12 protein-coding genes are annotated in these 12,467 nt (G+C 72.8%); 7 read left to right on the top strand and 5 right to left on the bottom strand.

Features of this window, described 5'->3' with window-relative positions; translation table 11 throughout:
• Window positions 1-165 precede the first annotated feature (165 nt).
• Window positions 166-786, top strand: coding sequence for a dihydrofolate reductase family protein (locus OG766_RS29350; RefSeq protein WP_266387031.1), 621 nt, complete (start codon window positions 166-168; stop codon window positions 784-786).
• A 117-nt stretch (window positions 787-903) separates the two neighbouring features.
• On the opposite strand, the gene OG766_RS29355 is transcribed toward OG766_RS29350, so the two are convergent.
• Window positions 904-2,541 carry a glycerol-3-phosphate dehydrogenase/oxidase gene (locus OG766_RS29355; RefSeq protein WP_328726585.1) on the bottom strand — a complete coding sequence of 546 codons (1,638 nt, stop codon included), beginning with the start codon at window positions 2,539-2,541 and terminating at the stop codon, window positions 904-906.
• Entirely contained in the window at window positions 2,538-3,137 is a 600-nt protein-coding gene (locus OG766_RS29360) for a TetR/AcrR family transcriptional regulator (protein ID WP_266387027.1), read from the bottom strand. The genes OG766_RS29355 and OG766_RS29360 overlap by 4 nt, the downstream gene beginning before the upstream one ends.
• 73 nt (window positions 3,138-3,210) lie before the next feature.
• Between OG766_RS29360 and OG766_RS29365 the strand changes: the two genes are divergently transcribed.
• Together OG766_RS29365 and OG766_RS29370 are read left to right on the top strand one after the other, a co-directional pair.
• Window positions 3,211-4,806, top strand: a complete 1,596-nt coding sequence (locus tag OG766_RS29365) for an FAD-binding oxidoreductase (RefSeq protein ID WP_266387025.1) — start codon at window positions 3,211-3,213, stop codon at window positions 4,804-4,806.
• 28 nt (window positions 4,807-4,834) lie between these two features.
• A complete protein-coding gene (locus OG766_RS29370) occupies window positions 4,835-5,716 on the top strand; it encodes a YegS/Rv2252/BmrU family lipid kinase (RefSeq protein WP_266387023.1) in 882 nt (293 codons plus the stop codon).
• Window positions 5,717-5,794: 78 nt separating this feature from the next.
• Here OG766_RS29370 and OG766_RS29375 read toward each other — a convergent pair whose 3' ends face one another.
• Entirely contained in the window at window positions 5,795-7,036 is a 1,242-nt protein-coding gene (locus OG766_RS29375; RefSeq protein ID WP_266387021.1) for a saccharopine dehydrogenase C-terminal domain-containing protein, read from the bottom strand.
• A gap of 104 nt (window positions 7,037-7,140) precedes the next feature.
• Here OG766_RS29375 and OG766_RS29380 point away from each other — a divergent pair, with 104 nt between their 5' ends.
• Entirely contained in the window at window positions 7,141-7,842 is a 702-nt protein-coding gene (locus OG766_RS29380; RefSeq protein ID WP_266387019.1) for a TetR/AcrR family transcriptional regulator, read from the top strand.
• Window positions 7,843-8,002: 160 nt separating this feature from the next.
• On the opposite strand, the gene OG766_RS29385 is transcribed toward OG766_RS29380, so the two are convergent.
• Window positions 8,003-8,227, bottom strand: coding sequence for a hypothetical protein (locus OG766_RS29385; protein ID WP_266387017.1), 225 nt, complete (start codon window positions 8,225-8,227; stop codon window positions 8,003-8,005).
• A gap of 147 nt (window positions 8,228-8,374) precedes the next feature.
• Between OG766_RS29385 and OG766_RS29390 the strand changes: the two genes are divergently transcribed.
• Complete coding sequence (locus OG766_RS29390) at window positions 8,375-9,604, top strand: sensor histidine kinase (protein ID WP_266387015.1); 1,230 nt, start codon at window positions 8,375-8,377, stop codon at window positions 9,602-9,604.
• The gene (locus OG766_RS29395) at window positions 9,601-10,272 is read left to right on the top strand and encodes a response regulator (protein ID WP_266387013.1); all 672 of its coding nucleotides are present in this window, start codon (window positions 9,601-9,603) and stop codon (window positions 10,270-10,272) included. Before OG766_RS29390 ends, OG766_RS29395 begins: the two co-directional genes overlap by 4 nt.
• 216 nt (window positions 10,273-10,488) lie before the next feature.
• Here the strand turns inward: OG766_RS29395 and OG766_RS29400 are convergent, their stop codons facing one another.
• Window positions 10,489-11,493 carry a Gfo/Idh/MocA family protein gene (locus tag OG766_RS29400; RefSeq protein WP_266387011.1) on the bottom strand — a complete coding sequence of 335 codons (1,005 nt, stop codon included), beginning with the start codon at window positions 11,491-11,493 and terminating at the stop codon, window positions 10,489-10,491.
• Between the two features lie 137 nt (window positions 11,494-11,630).
• Between OG766_RS29400 and OG766_RS29405 the strand changes: the two genes are divergently transcribed.
• The gene (locus OG766_RS29405; RefSeq protein WP_266388756.1) at window positions 11,631-12,368 is read left to right on the top strand and encodes a GntR family transcriptional regulator; all 738 of its coding nucleotides are present in this window, start codon (window positions 11,631-11,633) and stop codon (window positions 12,366-12,368) included.
• Window positions 12,369-12,467 lie beyond the last annotated feature (99 nt).

A 12,467-nucleotide genomic window follows, 5' to 3' on the forward strand; every position in this document is an offset into this window, starting at 1 on the left:
CATGGCCGATGACGAACGCGCGCTACGCCGAAGGATGTAGAGGCGACGGCGCCGGCTACGACCTCGGGGCACCGCGTCCGCACTCTTCGCGGTGATCGGGCAGCGCGATGAGTTCCGGGCGCCGGAGGAGTCGGAGCATGTGAGCAGCGAGGAAAGGTATGTGACATGGCACAGCTCACTCTGACCCAGTTCATCACCCTGGACGGTGTCTACCAGGCACCCGGTGGCCCGAACGAGGACACCCGCGGCGGCTTCACGCACGGCGGCTGGAGCTACCCCTACGCGGACGACGACTTCAGCGCCTTCATGACCGGCGTCTTCGACCGCGTCGGGGGCTTCCTCCTCGGCCGCCGTACGTACGACATCTTCGCCGGCGCGTGGCCGAGGGTGACCGACGAGAACGACCCGATCGCCTTCCGCCTCAACTCCCTCCCCAAGTACGTGGTTTCCACGACCCTGGAGAAGGCCGAGTGGAACAACTCGACGATCGTCTCCGGCAACGTCGCCGAGGAGGTCGCCCGGCTCAAGCAGCGGACCGAGGGCGAGCTGCAGATCCACGGCAGCGGCGCCCTCGCCCGGTCCCTGATGGCCCACGACCTCATCGACGAGTTCCACCTGCTGGTCTACCCCGTCGTACTCGGCGCGGGCATGCGGCTGTTCGCGGACGGCGCCCCGCCCACGCGCTTCGAGCTCGCCGCCTCCTCCACCACGAGCACAGGAGTGGCGATCCACACCTACCGGACAGCCGGCCGTCCCGAGTACGGCGCGTTCGAGCTCGCCGAGTGAGGGCGGCCCCGGCCTCGGCCCCGGGGTCGGGAGCAGGCCGGGCCGGGAGCAGGCACCGGGCCCGGGGCACGGAGCAGGCCGGGTCCTGAGAAGCGCCGCGCCGGGAGGACCGCCGGGTCAGGAGGTGACGCGGGCCAGCGCCTCGCGCGCCGCGGTGTGCGCGGCCTCGCGGTCGTGCGGGACCAGGCCGATGCGGGTACGCCGGTCGAGGACGTCGGACTCGTCGAGCGCCCCCTCATGGCGTACGGCCCACAGGAGTTCGGCTCCGGTGACCGGGTGGCCGGGCACGACGGGCCGGGCGAGTGCCGGGTCCGCGAGGCCGAGGGCGTGGACGGCCGGGGCCTCGGCCCCGTAGCGGCGGACCAGGCGCCGCGGCGCGTCGAGTGCGGCCAGCGCGCTCGGCGCGGCAGCGCCCACCAGCGGCAGGGAGGCCGTCCGGCACCGCCCGGCGGCCAGGCCGCGCGCGGTGACGGCGGCGTCGACCGCGTCCTGGGCCATCCGACGGTAGGTGGTGAGCTTTCCGCCGACGACCGTGACGACACCGTCGGGTGACGTCAGCACCGCGTGCTTGCGGGAGATGTCGGCGGTACGGCCCGGCTCCCCCGAAGCGGAGGTGTCCAGCAGCGGCCGCAGCCCGGCGAAGGCACCCACCACGTCGTCGCGGCCGACGGACACGTCGAGCGCGGAGCCGAGGACGTCGAGCAGGAAGCCGATGTCCGTCTCGGGCACCTCCGGTACGTCGGGGACACCGCCCTCGACCGGCTCGTCGGTCAGGCCCACGTACACCCGGCCGTCGCCCTGCGGCAGGACCAGGACGAACCGGTTGGACTCGCCGGGGATCGGGATGTGCATACCGGCCGAGAGACCGCCGAGGGCCTCCGAACGCAGGACGAGGTGCGTGCCGCGGGACGGCCGCAGCCGGATGTCGCCGACGAGTCCGCCCGCCCAGACGCCGGTGGCGTTGACGACCGCACGCGCCCGGATCCGGAGTTCCTCGCCGGTCAGTTCGTCGCGGACCGTGGCTCCCGAGCCGTCGACGGTGAGGGCGCGGACCCGGGTGAGGACGCGGGCGCCGTGCGCGGCGGCGGTGCGGGCGACGGCGGTCACCAGCCGGGCGTCGTCGGCGAGCTGGCCGTCCCAGGACAGCAGTCCGCCGCGCAGCCCGGTCGGCCGCAGCGAGGGTGCCATGTGACGCGTCTCGACCGCGGACAGGGTGCGCGGGGCGGGCAGCGTGGCCCGGGACGTACGCGCGGAGGCCCGCAGCAGGTCGCCGGCCCGGAAGCCCGCCCAGGCCAGCGCGGCCTGGGCGCGGGACACCAGCGGGGTGAGGGGCAGCACGAAGGGCTGGGCGCGCACCAGGTGCGGGGCGGTGCGCTCCATGAGGATGCCCCGTTCGACGGCGCTCTCGTGGGCGACGTCCAGCTGCGCGCTGGCGAGGTAGCGCAGTCCGCCGTGGATGAGCTTGGAGCTCCAGCGGGAGGTGCCGAACGCGACGTCGTGCGCGTCGATCGCGGCGACGGACAGCCCGCGCGAGGCGGCGTCGAGGGCGGCTCCGGCGCCGGTCGCGCCGAGGCCGACGACGAGGACGTCGACCTCCGTGCCGTCGGCGAGTCCGGCCAGCTCCCGCGCCCGGCGCGCCGCGTTCAGCGAGGAACGGGAAGAGGGCCAGGAGGTCGAGGAGAGCGGGAGGGCCGGGGAAGACGACGAGGGTGCGGAAGGCGAGGCGGGCGAGGAGGCGGCGCTCGGGATGCTCATGGCGTGAGGGTCCTCTCCAGGAGGGTCCGCAGCTCTTCGAGGAAGGCCGCGTCGGTGAGCTCGGGGTCGGCCGGGTCGGTCATCGTGCGCAGTGACATCGCGAAGGACTGCACGACCAGCAGCAGTGCGCGCGCCTGCAGGTCGGGGTGCAGCTGCCGGACGGATCCGTCGGCATGACCCTCCGCGAGGGCGCCGGTGATCAGCCCGAGGAGGGCGTCCTGGCTGGCGCCGCGGCGGTCGAGCACATACGGCAGGAGCAGCTCGGGGTCGACATCGATGATCTTGTGGAAGAGCGGATGGGCGCGGAAGGCCGTGACTCCGGCAACCAGGCCCTCGACCAGCCGGGCCCGGGTGGGCGTTCCGGCTTCGGTGGCGGGCATGGCGCCGACGGCGAGCGCGATCCACTCCCGGGTCATCAGGTCGCCGACCAGGGTCCGTACGTCCGGCCAGCGTCGGTACAACGTCATGCGTGACACACCGGCGCGCCGGGCCACGTCAGTGAGGGTGGTCCGGCGTACGCCGACGGCCAGGACGCAGTCACGTGCCGCGTCGAGCACGGCATCTCCGTCCGCATGGTTGTGACGAATGGGCGTCATCTGTCACAGTGTAATGGCAGTGCAGGCCGCGCGGCACCACGCCCCGCGAAACCGACGGTGAAGGACAGACGAAGTGGACATGTTGTGGAGCGGCTGGGGCGACCCGGCCAAGGCGGCCCCGCTGCCCGACTCGGTGATCGGCCTGCTGCGCGATCTGCTCGGCGTCACCCCCCTCGAGAGCGGCCCCGCCGGGCTCGGCGACATCGCCGTGCCCGAGACCGCACTGACCGACGCGGCCCGCCAGGCCCTCACCGGCTGCGTCGGCGACCGCGTCCACGTGCGCACCGACGCGGAGACCCGGATCCGGCACACCCGCGGCAAGTCCACCCCGGACCTGCTACGGATCCGCGCCGGCGAAGTCGACGACATCCCCGCCGCCGTCGTCCTCCCCGGCAGCCACGACGAGGTCCTGGCCGTCCTGCGGGTCTGCGTCGAGCACGGCCTGGCCGCCGTGCCGTTCGGCGGCGGCACCTCCGTCGTCGGAGGCCTGGCACCCGAGGGCAAGCGCGGCTTCGTCGCCCTCGACCTGCGCCGCCTCGACAGCATGCTCACCCTCGACGAGGTCTCCCGCACCGCCTCCTTCCAGCCCGGACTGCGCGCCCCCCACGCCGAGGCACTCCTCAACGAACAGGGCTTCACGCTCGGCCACTTCCCGCAGTCGTACGAGTGGGCCTCCATCGGCGGATTCGCCGCCGCCCGCTCCAGCGGCCAGGCCTCGGCCGGCTACGGCCGCTTCGACGAGATGGTGCTCGGCCTGACCGTCGCCACCCCCGAAGGCACTCTGGACCTCGGCCGCGCGCCCCGCTCCGCGGCCGGCCCCGACCTGCGCCAGCTGGTCCTCGGCTCCGAGGGCGCACTCGGTGTGATCACCTCGGTGACCGTACGGATCCGGCCCCTTCCGCAGACCCGGATCTACGAGGGCTGGCGCTTCCCCTCCTTCGAGGCGGGCGCCGCGGCACTGCGCAAGCTCGCCCAGGACGGCCCCCGGCCGACCGTGCTCCGGCTCTCCGACGAGACCGAGACCTTCGTCGGCCTCGCCCAGCCCGACCGGATCGGCAGCGCCGACGCCCCTCAGCCGGCCGGATGCATGGCCGTCGCCGGATACGAGGGCACCCCCGAGGACACCGCCGACCGGCGTGCCCGCGCCCGTGAGGTGCTGCTGGCCTGCGGCGGCGAGTTCGCGGGCGAGGAGCCGGGCGATCGCTGGGCCCACGGCCGCTACAACGCCCCGTACCTGCGCGACGCCCTCCTCGACGCCGGCGCCTTCGCCGAAACCCTGGAGACCGCCGCCTTCTGGTCCGCCCTCCCCGCGCTCTACGACGCCGTCCGCCAGGCGCTCACCACCACGCTGACCGACACGGGTACACCGCCACTGGTGATGTGTCACATATCCCATGTGTACGAGAACGGTGCCTCGCTCTACTTCACCGTCGTCTCCGCACAGGGCGAGGACCCCGTCGCCCACTGGGCCCCGGCGAAGCGGGCCGCCAACGACGCGATCCTGGCGGCCGGCGGCACGATCAGCCATCATCACGGCGTCGGAACCGACCACCGCGACTGGTTCACCCAGGAGATCGGCCCGGTCGGCGTCCGTGTCCTGCAGGCCGTCAAGGCCGAACTCGACCCCGCCGGGATCCTCAACCCCGGCGTGCTCATCCCCGTCCGCTGACCGGCCCCTGCCTTCCGGAGGCGCATTCATGCGACAGTTCACCGCCGTCGTCAACCCCACCGCGGGCGGCTCCAGCGGTACGGCGGCCCTGCTTCCGCTGGCCCGCCTCCTCCGGGAGGCCGGGGCGCAGCTCGACACCCAGTACAGCCGCAGCCTGGAACACGCCCAGGAACTGGCACGGCACGCCGGCGAGCAGGGCCACGTCGTGCTCGCCGTCGGCGGCGACGGGATAGCCGGCGGCGTCGGCGGGGCCCTCAGCGGCACCGACACCGTCCTCGGCCTCGTCCCCGCCGGGCGCGGCAACGACTTCGCCCGTGCGCTGGGGCTGCCCACCGACGCACCGGCCCTGGCCGAGCTGCTGCTGAACGGCTCGCCCCGGTCGGTCGACACCATCCAGGTCGAATCGGCCGTCCACGCGAACGTGTCCGTCCTCGGCAGCGTGTACGCCGGGGTCGACGCGGTGGCCAACCGGCACGCCAACACCTCGAAGCTGCTGCGCGGCGCGGCCTCGTACTACGCGGGCGGCCTGCGGGCCGTCGCGACCTGGCGGCCCGCGGCGTACACCATCACCGTGGACGGTGTACGCCACGAGCGGTGCGGCTACACCGTCGTCGCGGCCAACTCCGGCTACTACGGCTTCGGCCGCAACATCGCCCCCGGCGCGCGCCTCGACGACGGCCTGCTGGACGTCGTCATCATCCGCCACGCTCCCCGGCGCCTGTTCTTCGCGATGATGAACGAGCTGAAGACGGGCGCCCACATCGAGCGCCCCGAGGTGGAGATCCTCCGGGGCAAGGAGATCCGCGTCGAGGCCGACCGCGCCATCCCGTACGGGGCGGACGGCGAGGTCGACGCGACACTGCCGGTGACGGTCAGGGTGCAACCGGGAGCGCTGAACGTACTCGCCTGAGCGCCCGACCGCCCGACCGCGGACCGCCCGACACGTGTACTGGCCCCGGCCCCCATCGGGGCCAGCACACGGCCCCGCTCACTGCTCGCGCATGCCCCACGGGGAGCCGTACCGCTCCAGCAGATCCAGGAAGGGGCGCGCCTCGAAGGCCTCAGGCCCCAGGATGCCCGCCCCCGACCACGCCCCGGTCGCGAGAAGTTCCAGCGCGACGACCGGGTTCACGGCCGTCTGCCACACCACGGCCTGGCTGCCGTACTCCTTCATGGACCACTCGTTGTCCACGACGTGGTACAGGTACACCTCGCGCGGCCGGCCGTCCTTGCTGCCCTTGACCCAGGTGCCCGCGCAGGTCTTGCCGCGCATCCGGTCGCCGAGCGTGGCCGGGTCGGGCAGACAGGCCGCGACGACATCGCGCGGCGAGACCCGGACCTGCGTTCCGTCGGAGCTCTTCACCGTGACCGGCTCGGTCCGGTCCAGGCCCACCTGGTGCAGCACCCGCAGCGTGTTGACGAAGTCCGTGCCGAGCCCGTACTTGAACGTGACGCGGTCCGCGTCGACCCAGCGGGGGACCAGCAGCACCTCCTCGTGCTCGACGTTCACGCACTCGACGGGCCCGATCCCCTCGGGGAAGTCGAACACCTCGGGCTCGCTGAACGGCGGCGTGGTGAACCAGCCGCGGCCGGTCTCGAAGACCACCGGCGGATTGAGACACTCCTCGATCGTCGTCCAGATGCTGAACGAGGGCGCGAAGTCGTAGCCCTCCACCGTGAGGTCGGCGCCGTCGCGGATGCCGACCTCCTCGATGGTGTCGAAGAGTTCGTCGGCGGCGTGACGGGCGAAGACGTCGGAGAGGCCCGGCTCCACGCCCATGCCCACCAGGGCGAGCCGGCCCGACTGCGACCAGCGGTCGGCCAGTGCGAACTGCTCGTCGCCGAGCTTGACCCCGCACTCCTCGTACGGCCGCTCCGGGTGCGGCCGCGACAAGGACATCGCCATGTCGACGTAGTGCGCTCCGGCGGCGAGCGACGCGCGGAACAACGGCATGACGAAGCGGGGATCCGTCGCGTTGAGCAGGACGTCGCAGCGCTCCCGTTCCAGCAGCTCCGCGACCGACGCCTCGTCCGAGGCGTCGACACGGGCCGAGGCGAACCGGGCCGAGGCCGGATCGCCGGAGCCGGCCGCGCCGAGGGCGGCCACGGCGGCGCCGGCCCGTGCCTCGTCGTAGTCGGCGACGACCATCCGTTCGAAGAAATCACGGCGAGCGGCGATCCGGGTGATGGCTGTCCCCACTCCACCCGCGCCGACCAGCAAGATGCGCATGACCAGGTCCTTCCCTCTTCCCCGGGGACTGTCCCGGGGCCCCGATGAAACTCACCGCCGACTGGTAGCGTCAATGGCGTTGGCATAAGAGGAAGGGCTGGCCATTGCCGAAGAAGGTGGTTCCGGATTCGGAGCGGCGACGCCGCCGTCCGACCCGGACAGGCGTGGTCCTTTCGGAGCAGCTGATCGTCGAGACGGCGCTGCGGATGCTGCGCGAGCACGGCGGAGAGGGACTGACCGCGCGCCGGCTCGGGACGGCGCTCGGGGCCGACCCGAGCACGCTCTACCGCTACTTCCGCGGTATGGACGAGCTGATCCTCGCCGTCGGTGACGAGCTGATCGGCCGGGCGCTGCGGGGCTGGTCGGCGACGGACGACTGGCGCACGGACCTGCGGGAGCTGGGCCTGCGCATTCACGCCGCCTATCTGGCGCATCCGCAGGCGGCGGTGCTGACGGCGAGCCGCGTCTCCGGGCGGGTCCATGAGATCGCCTCGGACGAGACCATCCTCGGTGTGCTGCACCGGGCGGGCTTCCCGGTCCCGGCCGCCGTGCGGATCTACCACTGCTTCATCGACCAGACCCTGGCCTTCGCCGCGCTGGATGCCGCCGCCCTGGCCCTGCCCGAGGAGGCCCGGCTGGCCGACGAGGCCGTCTGGCAGGCGACGTACGCCCGCCTGCCGGCCGACACACACCCGCACATCGCGCCCGCGGCGCCCTATCTGGTCGCGGAGATGAACACCAGCGCCTACCCGGCGGCACTCGACATGCTCATCGCCAGCGCAGCCTCGCAACTCACCGCGCGGTGACCCGACTCACCCGCGGAGGCCGGCGGCGACGCGCACCACCGCGGGTCCGCGGCACGTACACCACCGCGGGTCCGCGGCACGTACACCACCGCGGGTCCGCGGCACGTACACCACCGCGGGTCTGCGGTTCGTACATCACCGCGGGTCCGCGGCACGTACGTCACTGCCGGCTTCCGCTGCGGCCCGCGGCCGTCAGGAACGCGACGCCGAGCACGGCGAGGACGATGTGCGCGTACAGCTCCTTGCCGTCCAGGAAGCCGACCGGTTCGATGAGCCAGCGGGTGAAGCCCATGAGCGCGAACCAGCCGCCGGTCAGCTCCCGCAGCACCCCGCAGACGCCGACGATGATCAGCGCCGCACCGATGAACTCGAGAATCTTCCGCATGCCACGATCGTCGCCCGCCCGCGCCACGTAGTGCGTCCGCCGTCGGTATCCGCTGTCGTCGCCGACAGTCTGAATCTCGCGCGACTTTGGTCTCTTCCTTCCGTGAGGGAGCCCGCGGCCGCTCTCCACCTGCGTAGATTTGTCGATATGACGCGTACGGAGTACCCCTGGCTGCTGCCCTCGGCCATCGCCGACCCGCTCAACCAGGAACTCCCGGGCGACCGAGGCCGCGAGCGGCCGCGGCGGACCGTGCGCGACTGGATCGTGGACACCGTCGCGTTCCTGTTCGCCGCCGGCATCGGCCTGCTCGCCGCGGAGGCGAGCCGCGAGGCCGACAACGCGGGAGCCGTCGTCATCGCCGACCAGCTCATCGGTGCGCTGGCCTGTTGCGCGGTCTGGCTGCGGCGACGCTGGCCCGTCGGGCTCGCCGCCACGCTGATCGCGGTCTCGCTGGTGGTGCCCGTCGCGGGCGGGGCGATGCTGGTGAGCCTGTTCAGCCTCGCCGTGCACCGGCCCTTCCGGCCGGTTGCAGTCCTCGGCGCGCTCGCCCTGGCCGCAAGCGTAGCGACGCCCTTCGTCCGGCCCGATCCGACGACCTCCGTCACCGCCAACATCATCGCCGGGGTCCTGCTGGTCCTGACGGCCATCGGCTGGGCCATGCTCGTACGCTCCCGTCGGCAGCTCGTCGTCGCCCTGCGCGAACGCGCCCACCGGGCCGAGGCCGAGGCCGGCCTGCGCGCCGAGCAGGCCCAGCGGCTCGCCCGCGAGGCCATCGCCCGCGAGATGCACGACGTACTCGCCCACCGGCTCACCCTCCTCAGCGTCCACGCCGGGGCACTGGAGTTCCGGCCCGGCGCACCCCCGGCCGAGATTGCCCGCGCCGCCGGCGTGATCCGCGACAGCTCCCACGAGGCACTTCAGGACCTCCGCGAGATCATCGGTGTCCTGCGCGCCCCGGGCGAAGGGGACGAGAACGACCGTCCGCAACCGACCCTCGCCACCCTCGACGCGCTCGTCGCCGAGTCCCGCCTGGCCGGCATGCGGGTCACCCTCGACAACGCGATCGCCGCACCGGCCGCGGTCCCCGCCGCCACCGGCCGCACCGTCTACCGCATCACCCAGGAAGGCCTCACCAACGCCCGCAAGCACGCCCCCGGGGCCGAGGTCACCGTCAGCGTCCACGGCGGCCCCGGCCAGGGGCTCACCGTCGCGGTCCGCAACCCCGCCCCGGACGGCCCCGTCACCGAAGTCCCCGGCTCCGGCCAGGGACTCATCGGGCTGACCGAACGCGCCACCCTCGCCGGCGGCAGCCTGGAGCACGGAAAGACGGACGACGGCGGGTTCGCCGTACGATCGTGGCTACCGTGGCCCTCATGACCATCCGGGTGCTCATCGTCGACGACGACCCCCTCGTGCGCGCAGGACTCACTTTCATGCTCGGCGGGGCGGAGGACATCGAGATCGTGGGGGAGGGCGCCGACGGCGACGAAGCCACCGACCTCACCGAACGGCTGCGGCCCGACGTCGTCCTCATGGACATCCGGATGCCGCGCGTGGACGGGCTCACCGCCACCGAACGGCTCCGGGCCCGCCCCGACGCACCCGAGGTCGTGGTCCTCACCACCTTCCACGCCGACGAGCAGGTGCTGCGCGCGCTGCGGGCCGGCGCCGCGGGCTTCGTCCTCAAGGACACCCCGCCCACCGAGATCGTCGCCGCCGTACGACGGGTGGCGACCGGCGAACCGGTGCTCTCGCCCGCCGTCACCCGCCAGCTCATGACGCATGTCGCGGGCGCCGCCCCCGACGACCGGCCCGGCCGCGCCCGCGCCCGCCTCGGCACCCTCGCCGAACGGGAACGCGAGGTCGCCGTCGCGGTCGGCCGCGGCCACTCCAACGCCGAGATCGCCGCGAGCCTCTACATGAGCGTGCCGACCGTGAAGACCCATGTGTCCCGCATCCTCGCCAAACTCGGCCTCAACAACCGGGTCCAGATCGCGCTGCTGGTCCATGACGCGGGGATGCTGGACGAGGGGGCGGCCTCGTAGGCTTGGACGATGGCCGTCATCGATCTGGGGGAGTACGGACCGGAGTTCACCGCCTGCCGGGCATGCTGATGCGCGGCAGGTGCCGACTGCCCGTCAGCTGGTGAAAGCCGATCGGTGACATGTCACAGGTGACAAGCGGCAGATGACATGTCACCGATGGCGGTCGCCCTATGACAGGCCGTCGTAGGACAGGCCGCCGGTGACATGTGACAGCCCTCAGAGGCCCGGGATCTCCTCGAGCCGCACCGGACGCCGCTCCCGCCGGGACAGCTCACAGGCCTCCGCGACGCGCAGCGCCTGCAGCGCCTCGCGGCCGTCGCAGGGGTTGTCCAGTTCACCGCTCGCGACCTGGATGAAGGCGTCCAGTTCGGCCTCGTAGGCGGGGGCGAACCGCTCCAGGAAGCCCGGCCACGGCTTGTCGGCGGGCGGCGGGCCCTGCGGTTCGGTGGACGTGATCGGCGTACGGTCGTCGAGGCCGACGGCCACGGTGTCCGACTCGCCGCACAGCTCCATACGGACGTCGTAGCCCGCGCCGTTGCAGCGCGTCGCCGTCGCGGAAGCCAGCGTTCCGTCGTCCAGCGTCAGCACCGCCGCCGCCGTGTCGACATCGCCCGCCTCCCGGAACATCGCCGGCCCGGCGTCGGAACCGGTGGCGTACACCTCCACGATCTCCCGGCCCGTGATCCAGCGCAGGATGTCGAAGTCATGGACCAGGCAGTCGCGGTAGAGGCCGCCCGACAGCGGCAGATACGCGGCGGGCGGCGGCGTCGGGTCGGAGGTGATGGCCCGCACCGTGTGCAGCCGGCCGAGCCGCCCCGAACGCACCAGCTCACGGGCCGTGCCGTACCCGGCGTCGAAGCGCCGCATGAAACCCAGCTGCAGCACGGTGCCCGCCTCGTCCACCTCGCGCAGCGCGCCCAGCGTCCCCGGCAGGTCCAGCGCGATCGGCTTCTCGCAGAAGGCGGGCAGCCCGGCGCGCGCGGCCCGGCCGATCAGATCGGCGTGTGCGGCGGTCGCGGAGGCGATCACGACGGCGTCGACGCCCCAGGTGAAGACCTCGTCGACGGACGGCGCCGCGGTGGCGTCGATGCGGTCGGCGACCTCGCGCGCCCTCCGGGCGTCGGTGTCCGCGACCACCAGGGAGCCCACCTCGCGGTGACGACTGAGGACGCCCGCGTGGAAGGCGCCGATACGTCCGGTTCCGATGAGTCCGATGCGCATGGCCCAAAGGTGGAGTCCGCCGCAGGGCCGTGTCAAGCATTTGTCCTGACAATCGAACGACACAACTTCCGGTCAACAGACCCTGCGACTACTCTCGCAGCGTGCCCAAGCAGCCCAGAGACACCACGGACGCCACCGTGCCGCTCCAGCTCAGCGTGGACCGCACCAGCCCGGTCCCGCTGTACTTCCAGCTGTCCCAGCAGCTGGAGGCGGCCATCGAGCACGGCACGCTCACGCCCGGCAGCCTCCTCGGCAACGAGATCGAGCTGGCGGGCCGGCTCGGGCTGTCCCGCCCCACCGTCCGCCAGGCCATCCAGTCGCTCGTCGACAAGGGCCTGCTGGTGCGCCGCCGAGGTGTCGGCACCCAGGTCGTGCACAGCCAGGTCAAGCGCCCACTGGAGCTGAGCAGCCTCTACGACGACCTGGAGGCGGCGGGCCAGCGCCCCGCGACCCTGGTCCTGCGCAACACCCTCGAACCCGCGACTGCCGAGGTCGCCGCCGCCCTCGGGGTGGCCGAGGGCAGCGACGTCCACCTCGTCGAGCGGCTGCGGTCCGCACACGGCGAGCCGATGGCCCATCTGTGCAACCATCTGCCCGCCGGACTGCTGCCACTGGACACCGGGCAGCTGGAGTCCACCGGGCTCTACCGGATGATGCGTGCCGCGGGAATCACCTTGCACAGCGCCCGGCAGTCGGTCGGCGCCCGCGCCGCCACCGGCGAGGAGGCCGCACTGCTCGGCGAGGAGGCCGGCGCGCCGCTGCTCACGATGCAGCGCACCACGTTCGACGACACCGGACGGGCCGTCGAGTTCGGCTCGCACATCTACCGGGCCTCGCGCTACGCCTTCGAGTTCCAGCTGCTCGTACGTCCGTGAGCGGAGCCTTCCGGATCCTGCCGCACCGGCCCGGAAGACACCCGCGACTCGCACCGCCGCTCGATGTCCGCGTAAGAATGTTCGGACAAAGTATTGACG

Origin of the sequence: Streptomyces sp. NBC_00259 (assembly GCF_036181745.1) — a bacterium.
GTDB lineage: Bacteria > Actinomycetota > Actinomycetes > Streptomycetales > Streptomycetaceae > Streptomyces > Streptomyces pratisoli.

Excerpts from the sequence above, each read along its gene's own strand:
- OG766_RS29350 (WP_266387031.1), top strand. The coding sequence starts at position 166 with ATGGCACAGCTCACTCTGACCCAGTTCATCACCCTGGACGGTGTCTAC.
- OG766_RS29355 (WP_328726585.1), bottom strand. The coding sequence starts at position 2,541 with ATGAGCATCCCGAGCGCCGCCTCCTCGCCCGCCTCGCCTTCCGCACCC.
- OG766_RS29360 (WP_266387027.1), bottom strand. The coding sequence starts at position 3,137 with ATGACGCCCATTCGTCACAACCATGCGGACGGAGATGCCGTGCTCGAC.
- OG766_RS29370 (WP_266387023.1), top strand. The coding sequence starts at position 4,835 with ATGCGACAGTTCACCGCCGTCGTCAACCCCACCGCGGGCGGCTCCAGC.
- OG766_RS29375 (WP_266387021.1), bottom strand. The coding sequence starts at position 7,036 with ATGCGCATCTTGCTGGTCGGCGCGGGTGGAGTGGGGACAGCCATCACC.
- OG766_RS29385 (WP_266387017.1), bottom strand. The coding sequence starts at position 8,227 with ATGCGGAAGATTCTCGAGTTCATCGGTGCGGCGCTGATCATCGTCGGC.
- OG766_RS29390 (WP_266387015.1), top strand. The coding sequence starts at position 8,375 with ATGACGCGTACGGAGTACCCCTGGCTGCTGCCCTCGGCCATCGCCGAC.
- OG766_RS29395 (WP_266387013.1), top strand. The coding sequence starts at position 9,601 with ATGACCATCCGGGTGCTCATCGTCGACGACGACCCCCTCGTGCGCGCA.
- OG766_RS29400 (WP_266387011.1), bottom strand. The coding sequence starts at position 11,493 with ATGCGCATCGGACTCATCGGAACCGGACGTATCGGCGCCTTCCACGCG.